22 protein-coding genes and 1 tRNA gene are annotated in these 26092 nt (G+C 55.7%); 18 read left to right on the top strand and 5 right to left on the bottom strand.

Translation table 11 applies throughout. The annotated features are described in order from the left end of the window. The first annotated feature begins 2 nt into the window (after positions 1-2). Complete coding sequence (nth, locus tag GSQ81_RS18920) at positions 3-779, top strand: endonuclease III (protein WP_371715353.1); 777 nt, start codon at positions 3-5, stop codon at positions 777-779. Here nth and GSQ81_RS18915 read toward each other — a convergent pair. Then, complete coding sequence (locus GSQ81_RS18915; protein ID WP_254060337.1) at positions 776-1735, bottom strand: hypothetical protein; 960 nt, start codon at positions 1733-1735, stop codon at positions 776-778. The genes nth and GSQ81_RS18915 overlap by 4 nt on opposite strands. 79 nt (positions 1736-1814) lie before the next feature. Next, positions 1815-2633 carry a uroporphyrinogen-III synthase gene (locus GSQ81_RS18910; protein ID WP_158912367.1) on the bottom strand — a complete coding sequence of 273 codons (819 nt, stop codon included), beginning with the start codon at positions 2631-2633 and terminating at the stop codon, positions 1815-1817. A 257-nt stretch (positions 2634-2890) separates the two neighbouring features. Between GSQ81_RS18910 and GSQ81_RS18905 the strand changes: the two genes are divergently transcribed. Continuing rightward, on the top strand, positions 2891-3853 hold the full coding sequence (locus GSQ81_RS18905) for a carbohydrate kinase family protein (protein ID WP_158912366.1): 963 nt from the start codon (positions 2891-2893) through the stop codon (positions 3851-3853). Positions 3854-3944: 91 nt separating this feature from the next. After that, the gene (locus GSQ81_RS18900) at positions 3945-5129 is read left to right on the top strand and encodes a VWA domain-containing protein (protein WP_254060336.1); all 1185 of its coding nucleotides are present in this window, start codon (positions 3945-3947) and stop codon (positions 5127-5129) included. Between the two features lie 15 nt (positions 5130-5144). On the opposite strand, the gene GSQ81_RS18895 is transcribed toward GSQ81_RS18900, so the two are convergent. Beyond that, positions 5145-5645: a DUF1572 family protein gene (locus GSQ81_RS18895; protein ID WP_158912365.1), complete on the bottom strand. Its 501-nt coding sequence runs from the start codon at positions 5643-5645 to the stop codon at positions 5145-5147. A 102-nt stretch (positions 5646-5747) separates the two neighbouring features. Here GSQ81_RS18895 and GSQ81_RS18890 point away from each other — a divergent pair. The 8 genes from GSQ81_RS18890 to GSQ81_RS18860 all read left to right on the top strand — a co-directional run bounded on the left by GSQ81_RS18890 (position 5748) and on the right by GSQ81_RS18860 (position 12904). Continuing rightward, positions 5748-5821 (top strand) — tRNA-Gln (locus GSQ81_RS18890). Positions 5822-6013: 192 nt separating this feature from the next. Then, complete coding sequence (locus GSQ81_RS18885; protein WP_216846507.1) at positions 6014-6430, top strand: Arm DNA-binding domain-containing protein; 417 nt, start codon at positions 6014-6016, stop codon at positions 6428-6430. Beyond that, the gene (locus GSQ81_RS18880; RefSeq protein ID WP_254060348.1) at positions 6427-6921 is read left to right on the top strand and encodes a LysR substrate-binding domain-containing protein; all 495 of its coding nucleotides are present in this window, start codon (positions 6427-6429) and stop codon (positions 6919-6921) included. Before GSQ81_RS18885 ends, GSQ81_RS18880 begins: the two co-directional genes overlap by 4 nt. Before the next feature lie 537 nt (positions 6922-7458). Continuing rightward, positions 7459-7743, top strand: coding sequence for a carboxypeptidase-like regulatory domain-containing protein (locus GSQ81_RS20180; protein ID WP_254060334.1), 285 nt, complete (start codon positions 7459-7461; stop codon positions 7741-7743). Then, positions 7740-8690 carry a hypothetical protein gene (locus GSQ81_RS20175; RefSeq protein ID WP_254060333.1) on the top strand — a complete coding sequence of 317 codons (951 nt, stop codon included), beginning with the start codon at positions 7740-7742 and terminating at the stop codon, positions 8688-8690. The genes GSQ81_RS20180 and GSQ81_RS20175 overlap by 4 nt, the downstream gene beginning before the upstream one ends. A gap of 454 nt (positions 8691-9144) precedes the next feature. Next, on the top strand, positions 9145-9411 hold the full coding sequence (locus GSQ81_RS20410; protein ID WP_158912363.1) for a helix-turn-helix transcriptional regulator: 267 nt from the start codon (positions 9145-9147) through the stop codon (positions 9409-9411). 342 nt (positions 9412-9753) lie between these two features. Then, complete coding sequence (locus GSQ81_RS18865) at positions 9754-10320, top strand: biliverdin-producing heme oxygenase (RefSeq protein WP_158912478.1); 567 nt, start codon at positions 9754-9756, stop codon at positions 10318-10320. Further along, the gene (locus GSQ81_RS18860; protein ID WP_158912362.1) at positions 10310-12904 is read left to right on the top strand and encodes an ATP-binding protein; all 2595 of its coding nucleotides are present in this window, start codon (positions 10310-10312) and stop codon (positions 12902-12904) included. The genes GSQ81_RS18865 and GSQ81_RS18860 overlap by 11 nt, the downstream gene beginning before the upstream one ends. A 162-nt stretch (positions 12905-13066) precedes the next feature. Here the strand turns inward: GSQ81_RS18860 and GSQ81_RS18855 are convergent, their stop codons facing one another. Further along, complete coding sequence (locus GSQ81_RS18855; RefSeq protein WP_158912361.1) at positions 13067-13675, bottom strand: response regulator; 609 nt, start codon at positions 13673-13675, stop codon at positions 13067-13069. A gap of 12 nt (positions 13676-13687) precedes the next feature. Beyond that, positions 13688-16051 carry a PAS domain-containing sensor histidine kinase gene (locus tag GSQ81_RS18850; RefSeq protein ID WP_158912360.1) on the bottom strand — a complete coding sequence of 788 codons (2364 nt, stop codon included), beginning with the start codon at positions 16049-16051 and terminating at the stop codon, positions 13688-13690. A gap of 547 nt (positions 16052-16598) precedes the next feature. Between GSQ81_RS18850 and GSQ81_RS18845 the strand changes: the two genes are divergently transcribed. The 7 genes from GSQ81_RS18845 to GSQ81_RS18815 all read left to right on the top strand — a co-directional run. Continuing rightward, the gene (locus GSQ81_RS18845) at positions 16599-17171 is read left to right on the top strand and encodes a dihydrofolate reductase family protein (RefSeq protein WP_158912359.1); all 573 of its coding nucleotides are present in this window, start codon (positions 16599-16601) and stop codon (positions 17169-17171) included. 90 nt (positions 17172-17261) lie between these two features. Next, a complete protein-coding gene (locus tag GSQ81_RS18840) occupies positions 17262-17717 on the top strand; it encodes an antitoxin Xre/MbcA/ParS toxin-binding domain-containing protein (protein WP_216846505.1) in 456 nt (151 codons plus the stop codon). 10 nt (positions 17718-17727) lie between these two features. Next, the gene (locus GSQ81_RS18835; protein ID WP_158912358.1) at positions 17728-18174 is read left to right on the top strand and encodes an RES family NAD+ phosphorylase; all 447 of its coding nucleotides are present in this window, start codon (positions 17728-17730) and stop codon (positions 18172-18174) included. Positions 18175-18776: 602 nt separating this feature from the next. Continuing rightward, the gene (locus tag GSQ81_RS18830; protein ID WP_158912357.1) at positions 18777-19247 is read left to right on the top strand and encodes a cupin domain-containing protein; all 471 of its coding nucleotides are present in this window, start codon (positions 18777-18779) and stop codon (positions 19245-19247) included. 1023 nt (positions 19248-20270) lie between these two features. Continuing rightward, positions 20271-21137: a hypothetical protein gene (locus GSQ81_RS18825; RefSeq protein ID WP_158912356.1), complete on the top strand. Its 867-nt coding sequence runs from the start codon at positions 20271-20273 to the stop codon at positions 21135-21137. Positions 21138-21758: 621 nt separating this feature from the next. Continuing rightward, a complete protein-coding gene (locus GSQ81_RS18820; RefSeq protein WP_158912355.1) occupies positions 21759-25040 on the top strand; it encodes a TonB-dependent receptor in 3282 nt (1093 codons plus the stop codon). Positions 25041-25134: 94 nt separating this feature from the next. Further along, positions 25135-26092: hypothetical protein (locus GSQ81_RS18815; RefSeq protein ID WP_216846504.1), on the top strand; the 958-nt coding region annotated here is incomplete at its 3' end.

Raw genomic sequence — 26092 nt, 5'->3', positions numbered from 1 at the left:
ACATGATGGCTCGTACCAAGGTAACGGCAGGGGTCAAGCCGGTGCAGCAGTCGCCTGTGGGGAAGAAGGCGCGGGCGATTGCTGCTACCGAGCCCGTCTCTGCGAAGAAGAAGGCTGGCAAGACGGCGAATCCGCTTGCCCCGGCACGGGTGGCGGCAATTCTCGATGTGCTGGAGAAGACTTATCCCGGCGTGGTCTGCGCGCTGATCCATCGCAATGCATGGGAGCTGACTGTTGCCACGATTCTTTCGGCTCAGTGTACGGACGTTCGGGTGAATCTGGTTACGCCTGCGCTGTTCAAGGCGTTTCCTACTCCCAAAGCGATGGCTGCTGCCTCGCTGCATGAGCTTGAAGAGCTGATTCGCACCACTGGTTTCTTTCGCAATAAGGCGAAGTCGATTAAGGGTGCAGCCAAGGTCGTGGTCGAGGAGTTTGGCGGCAAGGTTCCTCAGACGATGGAAGAGCTGCTGCGGCTGCCGGGTGTGGCTCGCAAGACGGCGAACGTTGTGCTCGGGTCATGGTTTAATATTGCCGTGGGAGTTGTTGTCGATACGCATGTTATGCGGCTTACATATCGGCTTGAATTGACGAAGGAGACCGCTCCTGAGAAAGTCGAGCGGGACATGATGAAGATCATTCCGCAGGACCACTGGATCGCCTTCTCGCATGAGCTGATTCATCATGGGCGGCAGATTTGTATTGCGCGTAAGCCGCGATGTGTGGACTGTACGCTCGAAAAACTCTGCAACTCCTCCGATAAGACCTGGACCTCGCGCTAGAGCGGATCGCCGAAGAAGGCGTGGCGCATTGACCTTCCCGAACTTTGCCAGTACTTCACGGTCTCATAGACGATGATGGTGGCGTAGGTGACGGCCATCCAGAGACAGACCTCTTCGATGGGGAGGCATCCCCAGGCGGTGATGCTGACTCCCAGCATCTGCTCGGCGCGAAAGTTCCACCAGCCGTAGGGGATGGCCAGGGTGACCTCCCACATGAGGCTGACGAGAAGGACGAAGAAGGCGGCGAGGCTGAATGCTCTCCAATTAATGACGGGGCGTGCCGAGGGGAGCAGGGCTGATGAGGGTACAAGCGCGGTGAGGGTGAGGAAGATGAAGTAGCCGGGGAAGCCTGCGGTTGAGCCGGATAGGTACTTCTTGAAGAGGATGGCTCCGGCGACAAGGACGATGGCTAAAATCATCGACTTGGGGTGGAACTTGAGAAGGCGGCGAAATTCTTTTCGCTGGGCTGATGCGCCTTCGACGTTGTAGGCCGCCAGCCAGTATTCATCGAGCCAGATGTAGAGCAGCAGGACGCAGAGAAAGCCGGTGAGGTAGAAGGCATACTCTTCGATAGGAACCGGAGCGCCGAGGGCAGGAGCCTTGATTCCGAGCGTTGCGCCGGGGTTGGGAAAGACAAAGAAATATCGGGCAAAGAAGAAATCGAGCAACGCGCCTACGGGAAACAGAAGTCCGATGGTCCAGACGAAGCTCTTCTTTGAGATCTTGATCTGCTCTTGCGGGAGAAGCCAGAACGCTATGACCAGGATAGGGACAATAAACAGGAGAAGGCTGATGGTATAGCCATAGGGAGAGGCGCTGGGAGTCGTGGCCACTGCTGGGACAAGCGCGGAGACGTGTACCGTGCGCAGCGTGAAGATTGCAGGCACTACGATCATGGCCAGCATGGCGGCGACAACGAAAGCGCTGCGGCGCGGCGATCGAGACGGAGGATGCATGCGCTCTGCTTTCTGCGTCTTTCAGGCTTGAGGACGCGGAAGAAGGATACGCAGCTTTCTTTGACAAAGACAAGCCGTATCAGCGGAGTTGGTCTGACGGGGTGAAATAGGCGAGCAGCGACTGGATCAGGGCGTCAATGGTTGCGGCGGGTGCTTCGATGGAGGGTTCGAGGCCGAGGTCGCTGAGAGCTTGGGAGGTAATGGGGCCTATGGAAGCGAGCGCGATTTGAGAGGGGAGGCTGAGATCGGCGGCTTCGAGCAGGGAGACGAAGTTGCGAGCGGTGGAGGCGCTGGTGAAGGTGATGGCGTCTGGATAGCTGGCTGGCGTGGCGAAGAGTTGCCGGAGCGCGGGGATGGACTCGGGTGGGATCTGGTTGCGGTAGGCCTCGGCGATGGTGACGGTGGCTCCGGCGGTGGTGAGTGCTTCGGGGAGGATGTCGCGGGCTTCGGCTGCGCGGATGAGGAGGAAGCGCTTGCCATGGGCTTCGGGAGCGAGGGCTTCGGCCAGCGATTCGGCGACGTATTTTGGCGGGATGAAGTCGACGGGGAGACCGATTCCCTGCACTGCTCGTGCGGTGGCTGGGCCTATGGCGGCAATCTTTGGAGATCGATGGCTTCCGGAAACCCACGTCCCAGAATCGGGACGTGGGGCACCCAGATTCTTTGGCAGGCGCTGGTGGAAGACTTCTACGGCGTTGGCGCTGGTGAAGAGCAGCCAGTCGTAGGTTTCTATCTGGGCGAGGGCGGAGTCGAGGAGGGCATAGCTTTGAGGGGGGACGATCTCGATGGTAGGGATAAGGATAGGGGTCGCGCCAAGGGCCTCAAGCCGGGCGGCAAGATCGGAGGCCTGTTGGCGGGTGCGGGTGACGAGGATGCGTTTATTTTGCAGGGCAAGCATCTGTTCAGCGATTGTAGTTGGGAAAGATGGCGAGGCGTCTGAGAGGCGGTTTAAAGCTGTAGCCGGGCAGGTTGGGTAAAAGAAAACAAAGGCAAATACAGGTACAGGGTCTCTCCACTGCGCTACGCTTGCACCCCAACGAGCAAGCTCGTCGGGGACCCCGCACTTCCGGTCGAGATGACGTGCATGTGTGGCTGACAGGCAGCAGGCGGTTTGGCGTTTGTCACACAAAGTCACACAGCATTTACATTAACAAGATGACGAATTTGTCGAAGGTTGACCTTGTTGGCGTAGGACTGAACGCCACCGATACGGTTATCGCGCTTGCAAACTATCCGGTGCAGGGCTCGAAGGTGGAGTTCAGTACAGCGGATGTGCTGCCGGGTGGGCAGGTTGCAAGCACGGTGGTTGCCTGCCAGCAATGGGGCATGAGCACGCGATATATCGGCAGCCTGGGCGACGACAGCGCCGCGATGCTCCATCGCAATGCCTTCGCCGAGGCAGGCGTGGAGACGCAGATCATTTCGGTTCCGAATTGCGCCAGCCGGCAGTCGGTGATCCTGGTGGACGGAGGCGGCGACCGCACCGTGCTTTGGCGAAAGGACGAGCGGCTCGACCTGAAACCCGGCAACCTCGATCGCGAATGGATTGTGAATGCACGCGCGCTGCATGTGGACGGCTACGATACGGCCACCGCGACCGTTGCGACGGGATGGGCCCGCGAAGCTGGGATCCCTGTCATCGCCGATCTGGACGAGCTTTATCCAGGCGTGGAGCAGTTGATGGAGAATGTCGATTATTTGATCGTGAACAAGGAGTTCCCGTGCCGCCTGATGAAGGAGTCTGACCTGGAGACGGCACTGCGCAGAATGCATCGCCGCTACAACTGCAAGCTGGCGGCGGCCACGTTGGGAGAGGACGGCGTGCTGGCCTGGGATGGCAAGCAGCTTCACTATACCCCTGCCTATCGGGTACCGGTGGCCGATACGACCGGGGCGGGAGATACGTTCCGCGCAGGCTTCATCTATGGACTACATCAGGGCTGGCCGCTGGACCGGCAACTCGACTTTGCCTGCGCCGCGGGCGCGTTGAACTGCATGGCGGTCGGTGCTCGAGGCGGCGTTCGAACAGTCGAGACGGTTGAGAAGCTGATGGCAACCGGCACCCACTACCCTGCGGCGAACTATGTTCCCACAGTGATTGAAGAAGGAACCAGATAGCGCAGCCGCGTCCGGGACCCAAGGTTCCTCACCCGTCTCGCTGAGCGCCGTCCAACGGTACGGAGTAGAGTTTTCCATGATGAGCCTGACGATGAGCTTTCGCGCGAACTGCCTCTGCCTTCCATGCACTGTCCTAGCTTTTGCGGCGGCGCTTGCATTTGCGATGCCGACTCCGGCGATACAGGCGCAGAGCGCTCCGTCCGCGCAGACGCCCCCTGCACAACAGACCAAGCCCGATCAGAATACAGACGAAGGTGGACCGCAGACCGACAACGGTCCGCTTGTCATCCGTAAAAAGCCGGAGGACACGGAGCCTCCGCCGCCTGCACCCGCCGAGCCTACGGTCAAAAATCCTGATAACGAGACCTTCTCACTGCGCGTCGATGTGCCGATCGTCAACCTGAACGTCAACGTCATCCTCGATAAGACGCACCAGTTTGTCCCCGGCTTGAAGGCTGGCAACTTTCTTGTGCTCGAAGATGGCGTTCCGCAGACGATCACCAGTGTTCGCATGACGCAGACGCCGATTACCGCAGTGATGCTGCTGGAGTTCGCGGCCAACAGCTATTACCTCATCAACGACATGCAGAATGCGTCGTACAGCTTCTTTCGCACGCTACGTCCTGATGACTATGTCGCCGTGGTGACCTATGATCTGCGCACCCACATCCTCACTGACTTTACGAACAACAAGGACCTGGTTGCACAGGCATTGCAATCGCTGACGATTCCGGGCTTCTCGGATACCGACATGTTCGACGCGCTGTACGAGACGCTTGATCGGCTCAGTCGAATCGAAGGACGCAAGTACGTCATCCTGATCGGCAGCGGGCGCGATACCTTCTCCAAGCTGACGCTGGATAAGATTTTGGCCAAGGTCAAGGCCACGCCGAATGTCACTATCTTTTCGATCGGCACCGGGGCGCTCATCAACGAAATGCGCGGCGGCCGCGGAGGCATGAGCGATCTGAATTATCTCCAGGCGCAGAACCAGCTCAAGACCTTCGCCGCCATGACCGGGGGGTTGAGCTTCAGTCCAGTTTTTCAAGGCGAACTTCCTGATATCTTTTCGCAGATCAATAACTCGATCCGCAACCAGTACGTTCTGACCTATCGGCCTACGAATATGAAGAACGATGGCTCCTATCGCAAGATTCAGGTGCTGCTTGTGGACAACGAAGGGCACCCCCTGCGGATGCAGGACGAAAAGGGCAAATCGCTGAAGTACTCGATCATCACCCGCGATGGGTACAAGGCCAAGCTGCCAGTGGAATAGTGCCACTGCCGTGTTTCAACGGGGCCGGGGCGTGGTTAGATCGAGGTCGGTAGCGATCATCTGCTTGGTCACCAGAATGATTTGGCCCATGTGCTCGTGAGCATGGGCGACGACCTGATAGATGGCCTCGAGCACGCTGACTTCAGGACGTCCGGGTTGCGGAGCAGTGCGGTCGGTGAGACGCTCGTGCGGCAGGGTTGCGATGGCGTTGCGTGCCTCGGCTACCGTTGCGGCAAACATCTCGGACAGCTCTGCTCCGGTCAGGCCGCCGTCGGCGCTGAACTCGGCATCGCGCACACGAATGTCCTTTGCGCCGCCGACTCCATGGATGGCCCATTGCCGGATATTTCCGCAGAGATGCAGGACGATGTTGCCCACTGCATTCTCATGCGGGCCGCCACGGGACCAGATCTGCTGATCGGTCAACTTGCTCAGACAGATCTTCATATTGGTGGCAACCATGTCCAGCCTGCGACAGGAAAAATCAAGGAAATTTGCAGCTATCTCGTTATCCATCTTCGCATTCTAGCCCAAGGGAGATTGACCAGAATCGAGGCTCCCCGTACACTCTAACAAGGCAGTCGGTGAGCACATGTTCGCGGCGCCTGCATCACCTGTTGCCCCCTCGTTCAATGGTAGGACTGCCGACTCTGACTCGGCCAATCGGGGTTCGAATCCCTGGGGGGCAACCAATCCAATACTTCCCCGAACTGCCCTGAACCGCTCCGAACTCTCGGAGCGTTTTGTTTTGTCCAACTTGCGGAAATTTAACGTTCGCAGAGGTGCGATACGGTTCGGCGGAAGCCTGACTTTCTTGCGGTACGGATGCGGGTATAGTGAGTACAAATTGCGGGTATCGAATGTACCCGCAATATTGGAGGCTCATGATGGCACTCACGATCCGGGAGATTGAGAACGCGAAGCCTGCTGGCAAACCGTACAAAATGACCGATGGCGGCGGCCTTTGCTTGCTGATTCCTCCATCCGGTACGAAGCTATGGCGCTGGCGCTACTACTTCGAGGGCAAAGAAAAGATGATGGCGTTTGGCGAATACCCACTCGTCTCGCTTAAAGACGCCCGCGAGCTGCATTTCGCCGCTCGAAAGACATTGGCTGCTGGCGTCGATCCCATGGCGGAGCGCAAGGCGGAGGCTCAGGCCAAGCAAAAAGAAATCGGCGACCCGCAGCGGGAAGCTGAAAGCAGCTTTGAGAAGATTGCCCGTAAATGGTGGGCATGGTGGTCTGTTGATAAGTCTCCGCGCCATGCCGACACGGTACAGGCACATTGGATCTTGCCGTGATAACCGGTGTCCCCCAAAAACCACAGCTTAGCGTCCTGAACATTGCGGACAAGCCCTTTTACATTGCAATGCCGATGGCGGATGAATTGTCGGCATACAGAGACGTTCGCCTGGAGCAGATGCACAAGCGAAACTGGATGGTGCTCGGGAAGCACCCAAACCCCGATCTGTACGACACCATTCAATCTGTCGGCGCGGAAAGAGGTGCATATCCATCGGACATCTACCACTTCACCAGCCCCGAAGAAGCCTCTGAACTGATCCGCGAGCATCACGGACTTGCGCTTTTGCCGCGCTCGGCGGCATGGAGAATTGCTCGTGACGGCATTACGATGAGGCCTTTGGCTGAACCCCGTCTTCGTCTCGTCACAAGTCTTGCGATGCGAGAGGATACCAAATCCCGGCTAGTGAATGAGTTCGTCAAAGCCGCCGGTAGGAAGTTCGGAGTTATCGGTCGAACGGCTCAGGGAAAACTTCCGCTCGCCATGTGATTCATTCGGCCTTCAATATCTGAGATCATCATCGTCTACTTCACGAATCTCGATATTCAACGGCCCTTCCACTTCGCATTTCGAACAGAGAAAAGCACTGTTGTATGCACCCGTCCTTCGACTTCTTCTCTGCGGAATGGATTGGCGCAATGAATGCACACATGAACGCGTAGTAGAAGACGATTTGGCTGACTAGAGTTATCTGTTGGCACCGGTTCGGCCTCCGCGCTCGACCATTGGTATTGCCTGTCAAGAAGTTGCCATGTGTTGCGTGTGCGGACGAGAACTATGCAACGAAGCCCCCATTTCCTGCTACGAACACTGCAACTTGCCGTCTGAAAGTATCGGACAGCTTCCATACGCTTCATCGGCGCGAAAGGCCGCACACCAGACGAGCGGCGTGTCGAGGACCATCCACGGGGATCAGGATTCATCGCAGAAAAGGAGCTGCTCCCCGCCTAAATCACTGCCTTCGTTGCAAACTGTTGGATATTGCCCAAAGTCTCTGCGATTTTCGGATCAGGAGACAGACGGGTTATGAATACAAGGTGGCTCTGGATAACTGTATTGGTTGTAGTGCCGATCGCTTCTTTGGCGGCGGCCCAGCAGACGTGTTCCAATGGCGTTCGGGTCGAAGGCAACGTCACGGACCCGACCGGAGCAGTAATTTCCGGTGCGCTGGTGCAGGCAAGTGGTGGCGAGAAGGCCACGACCGATGACTCCGGCCATTATCTGCTGCCGTGCGTTTCACCAGCTTCGGCTGCGATTTCAGTACGGGCTGAAGGATTTTCCGCAAGCACGGCTTATGTCTGGAAGACATGACTGGAGGAGTTGCACATCTCAATCTCCAATTGGCAATTGCGCATGTAGAAACCGATATAACGGTCGGCTCGGACGCGACAGGGTTGTACTCCGATCATGGCCCGGGTACGACAATTCTGAATGCAGACGATGTCGGGCGATTGCCTGATGACCCAGATGATTTGTTGCGAGAATTACAGGTGCTTGCTGCAAGTTCGGGCGGCGATCCAAGTTCAGCCGTGATTGTGGTGGACGGGTTTCAAAATGCCAGCGCCATGCCGCCCAAAAGCTCCATTGCTTCGATCCGCGTCAACCCCGACATCTTTGCGCCCGAATACCAGAACCCTGCGTGGAACGGAGGCCGGATCGAGATCACCACGAAGACCGGGGCGGACAGATTTCATGGAGCGCTCTTCTTAACCGATAGCGACAGCAGCCTTAACGCGACCGATCCGTTTTCTGTGACCGCAACACCAGCGGGTAAACGTCGCTATGGCTTTGAGCTGAGCGGGCCAGTCGTTCCTAAGAAACTAGACTCCTCTCTCGCACTCGAAAAGCGCGATATCGACGAGTTTAATGTCGTCAAAGCGGTGTCACTGGATGCAAACGGAAACCAAGTACCCGTGAATCAGTCGGTTGAAGCCCCTCAGCGACTTTGGATCGCTTCTGCCCGTAGTGACTGGCAAGTAACGGCGAAAGATCTTGCGACACTATCGTTTTCCTCTAACGTCAACAACCTCGGCAACCAGGGCATCGGCGGCCTTATGCTTGCGGACGCCGGATATGACAGCTTAGCGAGCGAGTATGATCTGCGCTTGCACAACACACTTACGATCAACCCAAATACTCTGGATGAGACTCGAATCGGCTATTCTTGGAAGCAAACTCAGCAGATGCCTCTATCCACTGCACCGTCACTTCAAGTGGCAGGCTATTTTACCGGCGCGGCTCGACCAGCCAGAACCTGAATGACCGCGAACGCGATCTTGAAGTCGATGACGAGGTAATGGTCTTTTACGGCAAACACGAAATAAAATTTGGCCTTCAGGCCCTTGGTATCTTCGTACACGATTATGTTCCGGACACTTTCAACGGAGCATTTGTTTTCGGAGGCGGAAGTGCTCCGTTGCTCGATGCGAACAATAATTCCTGGGGAGTCCTAACGCCGCCCTTGAATAAGGTCCCCTTGACGGAAGATTGGTGGGAGACGGAACTGGAGATGAATGTGCCGTCCGTGAATTCAATAAGAGTTTCGCATCCGTCTACATCGTCCTTGTATATCTGAGCGCCTTGATCGTTTTGCCCACGACCTCGGCACATTCCAAATAATCTCTCGGCACATCTACCTCCCTTAAAGGCATTCGATGACAGCCAGATTGCCCCTTATTAGGGGATTCGTCAAGCATTTACCACACTTGAAGGGTGACGAAGAAGAAGCCTGAGACACGAGTCTCCCGCAAGGGGAGGACAACGCATCATCAGGTTCTTTACGACAGACTTATCGAAAAGCTGATCTCGGCCCGCGAAGAAGCGGGCCTAACGCAGCGGGAAGTCTCTGCACGCATGGAAAGGGCGCATTCGTTTCTCTCGAAATGCGAGACGGGCGAGCGCAGCATCGAAGTCTTTGAACTCATTCAACTTGCTCAGATATATGCGAAGCCTCCGCAATACTTTCTGGACCCTGATTAACTGTTGCCCGGGAAACCCGGGTAGTGGATCAGTTTCCGGGTTGACCGTACTCCAGACGTGACCGCAACTTCCCAGAAGCCGACATATCGGTACTAATCCGGTGCGATGAGTCACTCGGCGATTTCGCGTCAATCCAAGAGTTTCTCGCGACAAGAAGATTGTCCGTTACTGATTTGCCCGAATCGGTTCAAGTTTCCGACTCTCACCAGGGCAAGAGGTAGTGGATTGCCTCGCGAAATGCTGTCGAACTGAGCTTTTCGGGTCTCTGAAGGTAAAAAAGCGTATAACTGGCTTCACCAGTACATTCTCAAAATTGTGTTCGAGGAGCGCCGCGACTTGGACATGCAGATATTGAGACAGGAGACTGAAGTCGACCATCGCAAGGTGGAGGGTACCGTTCCGCTGATGCATCAAGGGCTCAACGTAGCAGAGTATGTTCAGTGTCTCCAACGTATATACGGAGTAGTCGTCGCCTGGGAAGAGCGAGCTGCTGAGATTGCCCCTGAATGGCTCCAGCCGGCAGTCCGCGCCCGACGGAGACGTCCTCTCCTAGAACTAGACCTGGCATGGTTCGGGGTAGTTGAAAAAGATGACCGGCGTCCTGCGCTACCGGAGATGAATGATCTCCCTGGGCTTTTCGGGACCATGTATGTCATGGAAGGATCGACCCTGGGCGGACAATTCATTGCTCGCCACGTCGAAACAGCACTTCATCTCAGCGAAGGTCAGGGAAGTTCGTATTTTCGCGGTCGCGGCAGTCAGACCGGGCCATTGTGGAAGGAGTTCTGTGAAATGTTGAAGCTGCGAATTCCAGATGAACAAACAGACGCCGTGGTGGCCTCTGCCAAAGCAATGTTTAGTACTTTCGGAACATGGATGCAGAGGAAATCGGCCGTGGATGGAAGTTAGCCTTGTAGGCGATATAAATATCCCCGACAACGTCAGTCGGAGTGGGCAGAATTGCGCAGACGAGCCAATCCGTATTCCGGGTAGTATTCAGCGTCATGGCTTCCTTTTACTGCTGGATGATCGCGATGAACATGTCGTCGGTGCGAGTCAAAACACCGAAGAGTTCCTCGAAGTTCCGTTAGGACTGATCCTTGGTGCGCCGCTGGAAACCATTTTCGAGCGCGAGATTCTTGGAGCTCTGAGCGCCGTCATCCACTCCAGCGGTGACAAAGGGCTCCTTACCTACCCGGGCTCGTTTCAGATGCGGGGGCGGTTCTTCAGTATCGTGACCCATCGGGTGAACGGCGAACGTATCCTTGAATTCGAACTTACGGACCGCCTCACCAGCCCCGAGATGACGAATCAGGTCTTCACAAACTTTGTCAGCAAGCTCAATAACCTTCACACCGAAATAGAGCTTTGCCAGGCGATTACAGAACAGATAGGAGAGCTTACTGGTTTCAATCGCATTCTCCTTTATCGCTTCGATGAGGCTGGCCACGGCACCGTTCTATGTGAGCAAAACGATGGAACTCTTCCCAGCTATCTCGATCTCAGATTCCCAGCTTCGGATATTCCGCAACAGGCCCGCGACCTATACGTCCTCAATACAGTCCGGATCATTCCGGATGCAAGTTATGTTCCGTCGCCCCTGCATGGGCTCAATAAACGACTGCTAGGGTCACTGGACCTTTCCATGTCGATCCTTCGGAGTGTCTCTCCCGTTCATTTGGAGTACATGCGCAATATGGGGACGATGTCTTCTATGTCGATCTCGATCATCTGCGAAGGAAAGCTCTGGGGACTCATCAGCGGGCATCACAAAAAACCGCGCACGGTGCCTTACCTGGTGCGCAGTGCGTGCGATCTGCTGACCCGGCTGGTTGCCACTCAGTTGACGAGCCTTGCAACCTCAGCGAGTTTGCATCAGATGGTGCACTTCCACGCAGTACAGCGTCGTATGTTGACCCAAATGGCTGCCGAGAATAACTACCTCCTAGCAATGGCGGACCAGATGGGGGATTTGATCCAGATCACCGACGCGGAAGGTGCAGCGCTCGTGATGGATGGGCAATTTACGGTATCCGGGATCACCCCTTTGGGCTCCGATCTAAAAAGGCTGGCGGAGTGGATGGACAGAAGGCCAGATTGCGAAGTATTCGAGAGCCACTGTCTTAGTAACGAGATCGGTTGGGCATCGGAATTCAGCGAGGTTGCTAGTGGTCTGCTGGTAGTTCGAATCTCTCACGTCCGTCAGAGCTACCTCATGTGGTTTCGGCCCGAGGTAGTACGAACGGTGCGGTGGGCTGGTGAACCTGGCAAGACTGAAGATAAGAGTCAAAAACTCAACCCCAGAAAATCATTTGAAATCTGGAGTGAGCTTGTCCGTGGCAGATGCAAGCCCTGGACTGAAGTTGAGGTTGAATCGGCCACAGAGTTTCGCGGGGCGATCATGACCATCAGCCTGAGACGTGCGGAAGAAGCCGTGCAACTCGGGGAGGCACGATTTTTGCAATTAACCAATGCCTTGCCTCACCCCGTCTGGACGTCAGATGATGATGGTCAGCTCACCTTTGTGAACCAGAAATGGATCGAACAGGGTTTTGCCAGTCAGGGCCGTTGGTATGAGCAGGAACGTATTTTGCTAGAAGACCAACTCCGCTCCGGCAAGCTTTGGACAGCCGCCGTCACAGAGGGTATCCCCTTTGAGCTGGAAGTGCGATTTCACCCGCCATCCAATGATGCGGACCGATGGAATCTGGTTCGTGCCATCCCATACTTCCGTGCCGATGGTAAGAGAGCGGGTTGGGCAGGCACTTGCATCGATCTTACCGATCGGCGACAACGCGAAGCGGCGCTGCGAATGACAGAAAAACTCGCCCTTACAGGAAGAATGACCAGCGTCGTCGCACACGAAATCAACAACCCGCTGGAGGCCATTATCAACCTTCTGTACCTCTTGAACAATCGAGTCAAAGAAGACGAAACCGCTCGCGGTTATATTGAATCGGCAGAGAGTGAGCTGCAGAGAATTTCGGGAATCACAAAGCAGACACTTCGCTGGTCGAAGGAAAGTGTCCAGAGACCACAGTCTAGAACCGCAGGGTATTTTTTCAAAGACATACTGCAACTCTTCGCTGGCAAGATAAAAAACCGGGAGGTCAATGTTCTGATCGAAGGCGGAGAAAATGTCCCCGTTTACGGCACGATCGGTCAGATATCGCAGGTGTTGGCAAATTTAATAGCGAATGCAATTCAGGCTGTGGTTGTAGGGGGTGAAATCAGGCTCAGTGCCAGGGAGGATGGCGACATGTCGGAGATCAAAATCTGGGATAACGGGCACGGCATGGACGACGAGGCGTTACGACACCTCTTCGAGCCGTTCTACAGCACGAGAGGCGACCTTGGCAACGGCCTTGGCCTCTACATCTCCTATGAGATTGTGGAACGTCACGCTGGAAATCTGATCATAAAAAGTCAGGTTGGTATCGGGACTGAAGTTCGAGTTCGGTTGCCGAGAAACCCCGATCCATCCATAGATTGACCAAAATCAAATCATTGACGCCTAGCTTGGACTCCTCACCATCCTGCTGCCATATGTTGCCAATTAGCACCGGAGAGTCGGCCGCACGTTACTGACCTCGTTCGTTCAAATCGTCTTGGAGAAGATCCAAAGGTCGCTTAAGAAAGATGTTCGAGCGAAAACTCAGGCAGGTCGCCGTACGAATGGCAGGGCTGCATCAGAAGCAAATGGCTCTCCGATAATCTCAAATCTGATCATGGACGAGCAGAAGTCACATTCGACCTCATTTACACCCGCCAACGCGTCGGGAACTGGAAATGTCCGTAAACATTCCGAACACGTTACGGCGATTGTCCCTTTATCGTTTTTGACCCATACAGCAGCTTTACTCGGTTTGCCGAGTTTTGGACGAGTCGGCAGTTCTTCAAGTAGGTCCGCGATCTTGCTGAACAAGTCATTGGGCTTGTAGTTCCCCTTAGGGAAAAAAGCATCCGCGAGTACGCTTTCAGGAACACTCAGTCCTGTGAATTCGCCGGAGACTACGATCACCGGTATGGCGGGGAAACGCCGTCTCACGACCGATAGGAACTCGAACCCGTTCATGTTTGGCATGCGCAGGTCCGAGATGATGATGTCTGGCAGAGAGCGTTTAAGAGCGATCAAGCCCTCAAAGCCATCTTCGGCGCAAAGGACTTCGTAGCCCCTCGATTTAAGAAGCAGCTCGCCTGTTTCGCGCAGGCTCTGTTCATCTTCAACGAAGAGAACACGGTATGGAAATGAATTGGCAGCCATGTAAATTCGTCCTTAGTCGTGAGCGTCAGCCGAAATCTCGTACGGTGTGTGGAGTGGCAAATATATGCAGAACGTTGTGCCATGGTTTTCCGCATTGACTTGGCTCGTAACGCTGATAAATCCGCCGTGCCCTTCAATGAATTGCTTCGCGACGAACAATCCAATTCCTGTGCCAACGGTAGTACGAGTTGTGAAAAAGGCTTCAAAGACCTTGAGCAGGTTGCCGGAAGCGATGCCTACCCCATCGTCAGAAATCTTGAGTGTTATTCCGCTCACGGGCTGATCGGCGTCCTCGACAATGAGCGATAAATGGCCTCCATCCGGCATCGCGTGTATGGAATTTGCAATAAGGTTTGATATCACTTGCGTCATCTCGCCGCGGCGCAGCGTTAGCAATCGTGAAGATCGGAATGAAGTAGAGATGGTGATGCCCGCAGCAGTGCAACGAGGCGAGTAGACGGCAACTGCGTGCTTGGCAATTTCGCTAAGAGATGCCTTCGATGCCGCAGCGTTTTCCCTGTAGTATCCGAGGGTCTGCTTTGCGATATGAGAAACACGTTCGAGTTCGGCCTCCGCCATCGCGAGGTAGGTGATTCCATCTTGGTCATGGATTATCGGACGAAGCAGGTATAGCAAATTCACCACTGCATCCAAGGGATTGTTGATCTCGTGAGCGATCGTTGCTGCCATCCGTCCGGTAGCCGCAATCTTCTCCGCTTGAATCAGGGATCGTTCGATGCGTTTCCGGTCGGAGACGTCGCGGAGGATTTTTGAGGCTCCAATGACGCGTCCGTCGGCATCTCGGATGGGAGAAATTGTGAGGGATACCTCAATAAGGTTTCCATCTTTCGTAAGACGAACTGTATCGAAGTGTTCCACATGCTTTCCGGCCCGAACGCTTTCAAGAAACTCTGTTTCTTCTGATCGTAGAGACTCGGGAATTAGCTTGAGAATAGATTCGCCGATCATTTCCTTAGGTGTATAGCCGAACAGGCGGCTTGCGGCCGCATTCCAACTCGTGATTATTCCGTTCAGATCTTTACTCAGGATCACATCGTCGGAAGAATCCACAATCGCGGCAAGCCGCTGCATCGCTTCCTCGGCAGTCTTTCTGACCGTCACATCATTCCCGAGCACAATGATTCCTGACACACTGCCGTCAGTTTCACGCAATGGTTGATACAGGAAGTCGATCACGTGTTCATCTGGAGGTAAGCCATCACTATTGTCCACTTGAAAGCGAAGACCGCTTCCCACAAATGGCTCGCCCTGAAAAACCTTATCGAGGATTTCAATATAGCCCTGCCCAACAGCTTCAGGTAGGGCGGTTCTCACGGGTTTGTTCAGGACCTCGCGGTTGTTCACTAACCGCATGTAGGGCGGGTTCGCCATGGTGAACACATGATCGGGTCCTTGCAAAAGCGCAAAGAAGACAGGAGCCTGCTGGAGAGCTTCAAAGGCCCTTGCTCGCCCTTCGGCTAGCGTCCTTTCCGCCATCTTTCTTTCCGTGATGTCGCGGAAGACCAAGACAATCCCGGTCAGCTTGCCATCTTTGTCCCTGATCGGCGCTCCGCTGTCATCGATCGCGGTCTCGATTCCGCTTCTCCCGATCAAGATCGTGTGATTGGCCAGACCTATGACGGTACCCAGGCGCCGAACCTTGTCTGCGGGGCTTTCGGCCAGTTCACGCTGTTCCTCATCCACAATGTGAAAGACGGTGCTAAGGAGCTGACCTCGCGCATCGTCTAACGTCCAGCCGGTTAAGGTCTCGGCAACGTGATTCATATCGGTGATCAGCGCCTGTTCGTCTGTGACGATCACAGCGTCCCCGATGCTTTGCAGAATGCGAGACGCACGCGCTTCGCTCTCTGCTAGCTTGCGAACCGCCACAACTTCTCCTGTGACATCGTGCAGCGAGCCGAACAACCCACAAATTCGCCCGTCCTCGAAAATCGGATTGAAAGCATAATTCAAATACGCGTCTCTTAGCCCAGATTCCGTTGGGAGGGGAACCAGGAGCTTTTCGTGGAAAACGGTTTGTCCAGTGGCGAGAGCTTCCTCCAGCATTGGCCCCACTATATGCCAAGATTCGCGATAAACTTCGCGAGCAGATTTTCCAAGTGCGTACGGATGGCGCGGGCCCGGAAAGGGACGGTAAGCGTCGTTATAAATCAAAATTAAGTCGGTTCCCCACATCGTTCTTGCGGGCGATGAAGATGCCAAGGTGAGATTGATAATAGTGACGAGTTCTCTGGACCAAGATTCGACTGGTCCAATCGAGGTTGAACTCCAGTCGTACTGTCGTACTAAATCCGCCATCTCTCCGATGCCGATAATGCGACTGCGCGCCAAGTCTATTGAGATCTGGTCTTGCAAATTCACCTCTAGGCCATCGCGGCCTTGCAATCATCTTCCAGCCCCATCACCCCGGGAGGCACCTTGCTCTGGGGGCCGATCAAAACTGAGGGAAGGACGCAATGTGAGTTGAAATCGTCCAACCCGCATTAGTGAGATGCCAGAATTGTCTCTGAGACTGTTCGACACGTGGACAATCGTCCTGCCTCACGACGCAGCTTCGGCTTCGATTCCCACTTGAGCAGACGTCTGCACGGCAGAAGTCGTCAGTTCAAGAAAAGGCCACAATAAGGGCTTCAAAGAGTGTCTCAGGGCACTAAAGGAGCCGTGCGCCAATATTGCTGCATTCACCGATCCCTCGGCCACCAGGATCGGTATCGCAGAAGACCACCGTCAGGAAACGCCGTTACGGGAAGTTTCGACCCGCCTCGGACCGTTCGTGCGCCGGATAGGTATCGGGAAACACGCTTAGCGTCAGCGATCAGCGGGTAAAGACATTGCGGCGAGTTTCACCTTTATGTAACCTCGCCTCAGAGGTGTTCTGACATCTGGCTTGGAGGTCTGTAGCTTGGCAAAACTCGTCTATGCATTGAACCAGTCGCTGGACGGCTATGTCGACCACGACCACAAGAAATTTGTACCTCGCCCCGCGCTCTTTCGTCACTTCATCGAGGATGTGCGCGGACTTTCGGGCATGGTGTACGGTCGCCGCATGTACCAGATCATGCGTTATTGGGATGAAGACCATGCAAACTGGGGCGCGGAAGAACATGAATACGCGGCTGCATGGCGCAGTCAATCAAAGTGGGTTGTGTCGCGCTCGTTGAAGTCGGTCGGGCCCAATGCAACTCTTGTCGCCGATGACATCGACGCGTTGATACGAGGACTGAAGGCACAGCTCGTTGGGGAAATTGAAGCCGGGGGCCCGGACTTGGCTGGAGCCCTCACCGACCTTGGTCTCATTGATGAATATCGACTCTACCTGCACCCTGTCGTGCTTGGTAGCGGCAAGCCGTTCTTCTCGGGCCCTCTGCCGTCGCTCCGCTTAGTTGCGAACGAACTAATCGCCGAAGACGTGATTCGCTTGACCTACGCTCCTGCTGCGCAAGTGCCGACGGACTACAACACGCTAAATAGGTAACGAGAAACGCTCTTCTCGTGAGTGATCCGACCCGGTTGCGGTTTGAGCAATGTGCCCATATAATCGTGGCAGATTGCCTGGGAGGGCGCGATGGCCCAAACTGCCGAAGTTCGTGAAAAGCGGGAACCGGCGATGTTTTATCGCCGCATTGAGGTGAAGCTCGGAGTCACGTCGCTGCGTTCTGACCGTGATCTTGCCCGTTTGGTGGATGAACGTCTTCCTCTCGCTTCGGTTGAGTCGCTTTCCCATCATGGGATGAGCGATGAAGAAATCTACAGCTTCATCGTTCCACGCCGGACCTTGGTTCATCGGAAAACCCGCCGTGAGTCTCTGACCCACGATGAATCCGACCGCGCCGTTCGGATCGCTCGCATCACCTCCCTGGCCGAAGAGGTCTTCGGTGACGACGCCAAGGCTGCGCGCTGGCTACGCAAGGAGAAGTCTCGTTTTGAGGGGCGCAGCCCGCTAGAGATGCTGCGCACAGAAGCAGGAGCACGGCTGGTAGAAGAGATGCTCCTACAACTCGATTACGGATTTGCCGCGTGAGTATCGTTCTATGATCCTGTGGCGAGTCAGCAATTACCAGAGCTTGGATGGAGTAGGCGGCCTGTATGTGTCCGGGCGCTGGCACACAAAAGGCCATCCGGTCGTCTATTGCACTCTGAATCCTGCGACGGCTCTGCTCGAAACACTCGTCCATATCGAGATCGATTCTGAGGATCGACCTGAGCGTATCCAGGTATTGAGGATTGAAGGGCCTGAGTCGTTATCCATCGAAAAGGTTGAAGCCGATTCGTTATCTCCGAATTGGGCCGAGGATATTAACGCTACGCAAGCGATTGGAGACCGTTGGCTCTCTGAAAAGCGTTCCTTGCTGTTGCAAGTGCCAAGCGTGCTTGTACCGGAAACATGGAACGTACTGGTCAACCCGCAACACGTCGAAGTTAACCTTCTGAAGATTATTGCGATGTATGAGCACCCTTTCGACTCCCGGCTGTTCTAATATTCGATGTGCCGCCCTTAAGACAAATCTTGCTTTGCGATGTGCAATGTAACTCCCAAAAACATGTGGAGATCGAATCAGAAAGTTCTCCACAAGATTAAATTTTTGCGGGTATTGATCCGGGTATTTTGCACAGAAATAGCTATATCCCTTTTATTTTCAGTAGACATGAATCCCCGGGGGCAACCAAGATAAGTCTTTCTCGCACTTCCCTAAATATCCTTGTTCTATACAAAGTTCTATACAAATTAAACTAGATCGATAACTTACATCGATAACTTACGTGGACTTATCGTCCAAAAGCGTGCGAGGACGTTCGCCTGCTGCCAGCCTTTTCTGTGGGTACGATTTCGCAATACTTTCTGGACCCTGATTAGCTGTTGCCCTGAAAACTCGGTTAGTGGGGAAGTTTCCAGATTGACCGTCCCCCGGGAGTGACTGCAACTTCCCAGCAGCCGACTTCGAAGCAAGGCTGCGCCTATCAGTTCAACAAGGGGTCCGGTAAAGCCGTCCAAATAACGGCTATCAGATTCGTCCTCGATAAACGCGCATCTCGTAACTGAACTCTAAAATTTTATACACTTGCTGTGGAAGAGGAAGCTATGAATCGAAGAAACTTTCTGACATCTGCAACAGTATTTTCAGGGGCGGCTCTGTTATCAGAGGCGGTAGCACAGTCCGGGCAGCAGATTACACATGTAGATACGAAGACAGATGGCTCTCTCCTTGAGAGCAGTGTCGTCATGGCCAGAGGCCTTCGAGCGGAGGGTGCCGCGCCAGGTGCGAAAGCTTATGTGCACTTCAACGGCCCGACCAGGCAGCTTGCCGCGCTTGCCGCTGGATTGGTCACGCTGGAGCCGGGAGCGCAACCTCATCCGCCGCACCGCCATCCTGAAGAAGAGATTATGATCGTGGGTGAAGGGACCGGGGAATTCTACGTCAACGGCGTCGCGACGCAGGTAAAGACAGGCGACATGGTGTTTGCCGCAGCGAATGTACTGCACGGCGTCCGGAACACGGGAAAAACGACGATGACGTTCTACTTCGTCAAGATGATGGGAAAGAAACTTTAGTACATCCCCGTAGCAATGCGGCGGCCAGGACGGAATGCGATGAAGCGACGCTCCGTGAGTCATCATGCTTTGAAGCCCCCTACCCTTCTTTTCTTTGCCTCATTTTCATCGATGCCAGAGCCGTTATCGGCAATGGTGAGCCCGACTTCCTTATGATCGTAGTGCAGAGTAAGCTTCATCGCGGTGGCGGCGCTGTGATGGGAAGGTCGCTGCCGTTGAGCATGGTCAGCGTGGAGCGCCGCAGAAGCGTGAGCAGATCGCAAGCGTTCAAATGTTGGCTGCCACCAGGTCAGGCACCTATAACACTGTTCCTGAAGTGTTAAACTTGCACGACAACAGAAGCATGGGATAAGAGAAACGGAATTGGCAAATACCCCCTCAACGATTCCAGAGAGAGATGAAGCTCCTACTGCTGAGCAGAGGAGCCAACAACTCGAGCGAATTCTGCGCTCCAGCACCTTGCGCAACTCATTGACGCTTCAACAACTGTTGCAATTTTTGGGCGCAAGAGCCATTGAAGGAAACTCCGAAGGACTCAAAGAATACACAATCGGGGTAGAGGCCTTCGGACGGAAGACAGATTTTGATCCAAAAACAGATACGATTGTTCGCGTCCAAACCCATAGGCTGCGGCAGAAGCTAAAAGAGTATTACGACGAGGAAGGAGCGCATGATCCGGTCCTAATGGATATTCCTAAAGGGCATTACTATCCGGCCTTCAGGCTACGGGAAGATTTACCCGAGTATCGGGATTTCGATAGAGACAGACTCATAGCAACCTCCCATGAAGCAGTTGCAGTCATACTTCCATCTCCCGATCATGACTCCATTAGCGGACAGGTTGTCGAGAACGTAGCGACTGGCAGTTACCAGCGATACTTCAGCGTTTTTCTTTGGGCGATTCCGTCCCTCCTTCTTGCACTGATTTTTGGATATTTTGCCGGTAGATATCAGTCGCCTACTGCAAGCCATGACGGTCTCGTATTCGCTACAAGAAACTCTGCTCGTAACCCAATTGATCCGGTGAAGAGTTTTTGGGCGGCGCTTCTTGGCAACGATCCGTCGCCAATCATCGCTTATCCGAATGCGGTTTTCCTTCTGGACGATTCGAACGACCTCTTCCGCTTTCGCCAGGGAGCGAGCGATAATCGGGGTGCGAAGGTCGATCCGCACCTGGCGCGGGAGTTCGCCTCGAACCCGGCGCTGGTGGCGAGCGCGGGGCAGCTCTATTACGAAGATGGCTATACCGGGACGGGCGAGCTGGAGGGCGTGGCCATGCTGGCGGGCTTGTTTGCGCAGATGGGGCTGACGCCAACCATTAAGACGAGCCGCAATATCACCCCGGAGGACCTCGAGCAGCATACGGTGATCCTGCTGGGGTCGCCGTTTCAGAATATTGCGGTGGCGCAGTTGATGGCGGCGGGAGACTTCCGGTTCGACAATCCGGACTCGCGGCGGGAGGAGTGGCGAGCTTCGATTGTCAATGCGCATCCGGGGGCGAATGAGAGCTCGGCCTACCATACGGAGCGCGACCCGGAGACCGAGGTGCTGAAGCTGGACTACAGCCTGATCTCGATCCAGCCGGGCGTGGTGACCGGGCACAATATCGCGGTGCTGGGCGGGTTGGATACGAAGGGGACCGAGGGCGTCACCCGGTTCATTACGTCGCGTGCCGGGGTGGAGTCGCTGACGGCGGCGCTGGCGACGAAGGGCCTGAAGGTGAGCCGGGGTGCGGGTGGGATGCCGTGGTTTCAGGCGCTGGTGCAGGTGCATCTGGAGAAGGGCGACCAGGTGTTGAGTACAGAGCTGGCAGCGGTCCATCCCTTTCCGCGTGGGACGGCGGCGGCGTTGGTTGTGGGTGGTGGGGTGGGTGCTCCGGCGAAAAAGTAGTGGTGGTGGGCGAAAGGCTATAAATATTCCTCTCCAGGATAGTCATGGAACCTCGGAAGAAACGCAGATTCCCTTCGGGAATGACAACAAAACAGGGCAAAGATTATCCGATACGACGGGAAAAGCGCCGCCTTCGGTCGAGATGACGTGCGGTTTGTGGTGGGACCCCGGCTTCGGTAGATGACGTGCTTTAGTGACAGGCCGAGTTGGCTTGTCGACTGCGTTAGCGGTGACGCTATAACGGAATCTGCTTAAAATAGGTGCGTGTAACGTGGCGTAACGTCCTTGTAACTTATAGTTTTTATTGCAGATATCAGCGGGGTTGGGTCGGTTGTAGCACTCGGGTATCTGCGTTTATCTAGACTGTTCTTCTTTTCAGGCGCTACTGTTCTCTGGCTATTGAAGACTCCGATTCGAGTGACGCGGAATGGGTCGAATGTTGACCGGGTTCGCGGCGCTTGATGTAAGCGGATACATGCTGAGAGAGTTCGCCGCTCGGAGTGAGGTTCATCTGAAAGCTATTAAGGAGGCAGTATGCAATTCCCAATAAATGCCAATGAGGCGGTCCGTAGACCCGGGCTGCGCGAACAGATCCGGCAAGTTTTGCAACTCCCACGATCTATGCGATTCCCGCTCCGCGGTTCGGTGCTGGCGGTGGCGTGCTTGCTGCTGTTTGCGGCGGTGTCGTTTGGACAGGGTGTCAGCGGACGGTTGCAGGGAACCATTCAGGACTCGACTGGAGCGCTGGTTCCAGGAGCGAAGGTCAGCGTCGCCAACCAGGATACGGGGGTGGTGAGCCAACTCACGTCGGACAGCCACGGAGAGTACATCGCCAACCTGCTGCCTCCGGGCAACTATAAGATAGAGGCGAGCGCAGCCGGGTTTCAGACGACGGTTTCGAGCGGCAACGTGGTGACCGTGGACGGCGTGACGCGCGTGGATGTGACGCTGCAACTGGGCTCGGCGACGCAGTCGGTCGAGGTGACGGGGGACAATCCGCTGGTGAATACGTCCAGCTCGTCGATGGGCGAGGTGCTGAATACGCACGCGATTGTGAGCCTGCCGCTGAATGGGCGGGTGTTCTCGCAACTGGTGCAGACGGTTCCGGGATCGGTGGCGACGGGCTTTGGCAGCGCTCCTGAGGCGGCGGCGGGTGCTGGAGCGTCGGGCTCGATTACAGCCAGCGTGAACGGGCTGCCGTGGGGCGGAACGACCTACACGCTGGACGGCGTGAGCAATATGGAGCTGTTGAACGCGTTTATCAACGTGACGCCTGCGCTGGACTCGTTGCAGGAGGTGAAGGTTTCGACCAGCAATGCGGACGCGACGGTTGGCACGTATGGCGGAGCGCAGGTGAATGCGTTTGTGAAGTCGGGCACCAACCAGTTTCACGGATCGGCGTATGAGTTCTTTCGCAGCGACAGCCTGAATGCGATTCAGTGGCAGGCGCTGACCAAGGCTCCTTACCGCTCGAATGAGTTCGGCGGATCGCTGGGCGGGCCGATCATTCGTAACAAGGCTTTCTTCTTTGTGGACTATCAAGGGCTGCTGCTCAACAACGGCATCGCCTATAACCTGACCGTGCCTACCGACCTGATGAAACAGGGCCAGTTTCTCACCAGCCAGTTCCCTACTCTTTATGATCCGTCGACGGGCAATCCGTTTCCGATTGTGACGACGAGCCAGGGATCGGCGTACCAGGTGCCTGCGTCGCGCTTCGATCCGGTGGCGGCGAAGATGGTTGCCGATGCGTCGATCTGGCCGGAGGCGACCAATCAGAACAGCATCAGTCAGAACTACAAGGCGAACACGGCGGAGACGGACAACAACCACCAGTTCGACGCCAAGGCGGACTATCAGTTCGGAAACGGCGACCGGCTGTTTGCGCGCGAGTCGTACCAGCGACGCGATCTGACGGCCCCTTCGCCGGGGACGCGCTTCATTCAGATCGGCGATGTGAATGCCTCTTCGCGTGACCACAACACGGCGGTCGGGTATGACCATACCTTCTCGCCCAAGGCGACCAACGAGCTGCGGTTCGGGTTCAATCGTTTTTACACCAAAGATTTTGGCAACGACTTTGGGACCAACGAGAATACGGCGCTGGGGATTCCGAACGGGAATGATGCGGCGTTTGCGGGAGCGTCGGGCATGGCGATCTTCGATGTAGGCAACATTGCGCCTACGGGATCGCAGGATTGGACGAACTCGCACCGCATCACGAACGTGTACCAGATTACCGACAACTTCATTCGAGTCTTCGGCAAGCATACGATCACGGTGGGCGAAGACTATCGGCGGCTGCAGGCTTCGTTGACCAATGCCAATGCGAGCCAGAATGGCAGCTTCTCGTTCAACGCGGACTATACGAGCAGTTGCACGGGGCAGCCGAACTGCAGCAATAGCGTGGGTGGAAATGCCTTTGCCAGCTTCCTGCTGGGCATTCCCTCTTCGCTGTATCGTGGGTTCGTCGATACCGATCCGGCGACGCGCGCGAACCTGGCGGGCGTGTATGCGCAGGACGAATATCACATGTCGAAATCGCTGACGCTGAATCTGGCGCTGCGCTGGGACGTGATTACGCAGGCGATCGACAAGTTCAACCGACAGTCGAACTTCAACCTATCGACGGGGCTGCTGGATATCGCGAGCAACAACAACCGTGCGCCGAACGTAGACAACTACTATGGGAACTACGCTCCTCGGGTTGGGTTTTCTTATTCGCCTAACAATGGCAGGACGGCTGTGCGCGGAGCGTTTGGCATCACGACGTTTCCGGGGAACTTTGGAGCGATCGGCGGCAACCTGGAGCGCAACTTCCCGTACTTCCAGCAGTACTATTTGAACCAGCAGCTTGCGTACACGCCGTTTACGCAGGTGAGCGTGCAGGGGTTGCCAGCGTTCATTCCGCTGGCGACGACAGGGCCGGTTACTCCGCAGCCGAACTCTTCGGTGACGCTGATACCGAGAAACTTCCGCCCGGACAATGCTTATACATGGAACCTCGGAATCCAGCAGCAGTTGACGCCATCGACGGCGTTCAGCCTGAGCTATGTGGGGACGAGAGGGATCAATCTCTATCGCGACTACAACATCGACACACCTGCGCCGGGGCCGGGAGACCTGACGCCGCGGCGACCGTACTATGGCATCGCGCCAGAGGTGACGTCGATCAACTATGCCACGTCGGATGGGCAGTCGATCTACCACGCGATGCAGGCGGAGCTGACGAAGAACTTCTCGCATGGGCTGGAGGGCCGCGTCTCGTATACGTGGTCGAAGGAGATCGACGACATGAACGTCTTCTATCCCCTGCATGACAATCTGAACCGCGCGGTGGGAACGAGCCAGGCGCCTAACGTGCCGAACAACTTCATCGCCAGCTTTGTCTACCAGCTTCCCTTTGGGCATGGCAGAACGTGGCTCGCCAACAGCTCGCGGCCGATCGATCTGCTGCTGGGCGGATGGCAGGTGAGCAGTATTACGATGCTGCAATCGGGCCAGCCGTTGAGCTTCGGCATTTCGAACGACAACCTCAACAGCGGCTTTTCGAACCGTGCTGAACTTGCGTGCCCAACGATCAGAAAGATCGGCAAGACGTCGGAGTGGTTCGACACAACGTGCCTGACGACTCCGGCACAGTATCAACTGGGCAACTCGGGCGTTGGAAAGGTGCTCGGGCCGAGCTACAGAAACTCGGACGTATCGCTGTCGAAGACGGTGAGGATTCGTGAGCAGATGGGCGCGAGCTTTCAGGTGGACGCCTTCAATCTGACGAACACGCCGCACTACTCCAACCCGAACACGACGTGCTGCACGGCGCAGAACCCGAGTTTCGGGCAGATCACCGGTACCAACGGTACACCGCGCGAGATACAGTTGGGCGGGCGCTTCACGTTCTGAGGCTGCTGTGTCTTGATTCCGTGGCTGGCATTACGCTTGTTTTGCGCGATGCCAGCCAACCTCGCTACATGAAATTAAAGGGACAACGATGAGAATGAGCAGACGGCGGTTCCTCGGAGCATCGATTGCGACGACGATCGCACCGGCAATGTCCGGACTTTCGCAGAGCGTTGGATTAGAGCGGAAGCGAGGGATGAACCTGGTACCCACGAAGCCGTGCGATGCGCCGAACTACTGGTGCACATGGGCGGTGCAGAACTATATGTATGGGCATGGCCTTCGAACGCTCGATGCAACGCTGCTTGAAGGCGATGCTGGAGCCCAGTTGGCCCGTGCGGCCATGACGGAAGATAACGTATTGGGCGTCGGGGGATGGGCGAAGGAGTTTTATCGGAAGGTTCGCGGCGATCTCTTCCTGCTGTTAGACGATGGATGGGAGAGCGGCGGCATGGCGACGTTCGAGCTGGCGACGGCGAAGTTTCCCTCGTTTACCGGCGATGCTACCGAACGGCTGCGAGGGTTGAATCGTGCGGTCAAAGAGGCGGGATGGCGCAGCGCGGCATTGTGGTGCCGCAACACGCCGGAGGGCGACCGCGGGGGTCATTTAGAGACGCTCAGTAATGACGCTGGGATTCGTTATTGGAAGATCGATATCGGCGATCCGAATTTCGAGCTGGTGCAGTTGCGTGATCGGATGCGTCTTCCGCTGCGGCTGGAGCATGTGCATGGGGAGTCTGCGGTTAATGGAAATTGGCATAAGGATGGGCGCTTTGGCTCGCAGCCTTGGGCCTCGCGGCGCATGGTGATTCTGCGCAATACGGATGTTTATAGAACGTACGATGTGACGTCGATCCTTTCGCTGCCGACGACGCTTGATCGTCTGGCGGCGATGCTGAAGGGCGCGGAGGGACACGCGGAAGTGAAGGCCCTGCTGAACGTAGAAGATGAAGTTTATGTGGCCGCGGCGATGGGATGCACGATGGGAGTGATGCGTCATCCGCTGACGGGATTGAGGCCGGGTGACGATGCCGATCTCTTCTTCAACGGGTCGC

This window comes from Granulicella sp. L56, from assembly GCF_009765835.1.
Taxonomy (GTDB): domain Bacteria; phylum Acidobacteriota; class Terriglobia; order Terriglobales; family Acidobacteriaceae; genus Edaphobacter.
Note: the sequence above shows the minus strand (reverse complement) of the source record. Positions and strands in the feature narration are given on the sequence as shown.

What these genes read in the sequence shown, in the direction of transcription:
- GSQ81_RS18860 (WP_158912362.1), top strand. Translation starts at nt 10,310, where the DNA reads ATGGAAGTTAGCCTTGTAGGCGATATAAATATCCCCGACAACGTCAGT.
- GSQ81_RS18885 (WP_216846507.1), top strand. Translation starts at nt 6,014, where the DNA reads ATGATGGCACTCACGATCCGGGAGATTGAGAACGCGAAGCCTGCTGGC.
- GSQ81_RS18820 (WP_158912355.1), top strand. Translation starts at nt 21,759, where the DNA reads ATGCGATTCCCGCTCCGCGGTTCGGTGCTGGCGGTGGCGTGCTTGCTG.
- nth (WP_371715353.1), top strand. Translation starts at nt 3, where the DNA reads ATGATGGCTCGTACCAAGGTAACGGCAGGGGTCAAGCCGGTGCAGCAG.
- GSQ81_RS20175 (WP_254060333.1), top strand. Translation starts at nt 7,740, where the DNA reads ATGACTGGAGGAGTTGCACATCTCAATCTCCAATTGGCAATTGCGCAT.
- GSQ81_RS20180 (WP_254060334.1), top strand. Translation starts at nt 7,459, where the DNA reads ATGAATACAAGGTGGCTCTGGATAACTGTATTGGTTGTAGTGCCGATC.
- GSQ81_RS18910 (WP_158912367.1), bottom strand. Translation starts at nt 2,633, where the DNA reads ATGCTTGCCCTGCAAAATAAACGCATCCTCGTCACCCGCACCCGCCAA.
- GSQ81_RS18865 (WP_158912478.1), top strand. Translation starts at nt 9,754, where the DNA reads ATGCAGATATTGAGACAGGAGACTGAAGTCGACCATCGCAAGGTGGAG.
- GSQ81_RS18840 (WP_216846505.1), top strand. Translation starts at nt 17,262, where the DNA reads ATGGCCCAAACTGCCGAAGTTCGTGAAAAGCGGGAACCGGCGATGTTT.
- GSQ81_RS18900 (WP_254060336.1), top strand. Translation starts at nt 3,945, where the DNA reads ATGAGCTTTCGCGCGAACTGCCTCTGCCTTCCATGCACTGTCCTAGCT.
- GSQ81_RS18895 (WP_158912365.1), bottom strand. Translation starts at nt 5,645, where the DNA reads ATGGATAACGAGATAGCTGCAAATTTCCTTGATTTTTCCTGTCGCAGG.
- GSQ81_RS18855 (WP_158912361.1), bottom strand. Translation starts at nt 13,675, where the DNA reads ATGGCTGCCAATTCATTTCCATACCGTGTTCTCTTCGTTGAAGATGAA.
- GSQ81_RS18915 (WP_254060337.1), bottom strand. Translation starts at nt 1,735, where the DNA reads ATGCATCCTCCGTCTCGATCGCCGCGCCGCAGCGCTTTCGTTGTCGCC.
- GSQ81_RS18905 (WP_158912366.1), top strand. Translation starts at nt 2,891, where the DNA reads ATGACGAATTTGTCGAAGGTTGACCTTGTTGGCGTAGGACTGAACGCC.
- GSQ81_RS18835 (WP_158912358.1), top strand. Translation starts at nt 17,728, where the DNA reads ATGATCCTGTGGCGAGTCAGCAATTACCAGAGCTTGGATGGAGTAGGC.
- GSQ81_RS18830 (WP_158912357.1), top strand. Translation starts at nt 18,777, where the DNA reads ATGAATCGAAGAAACTTTCTGACATCTGCAACAGTATTTTCAGGGGCG.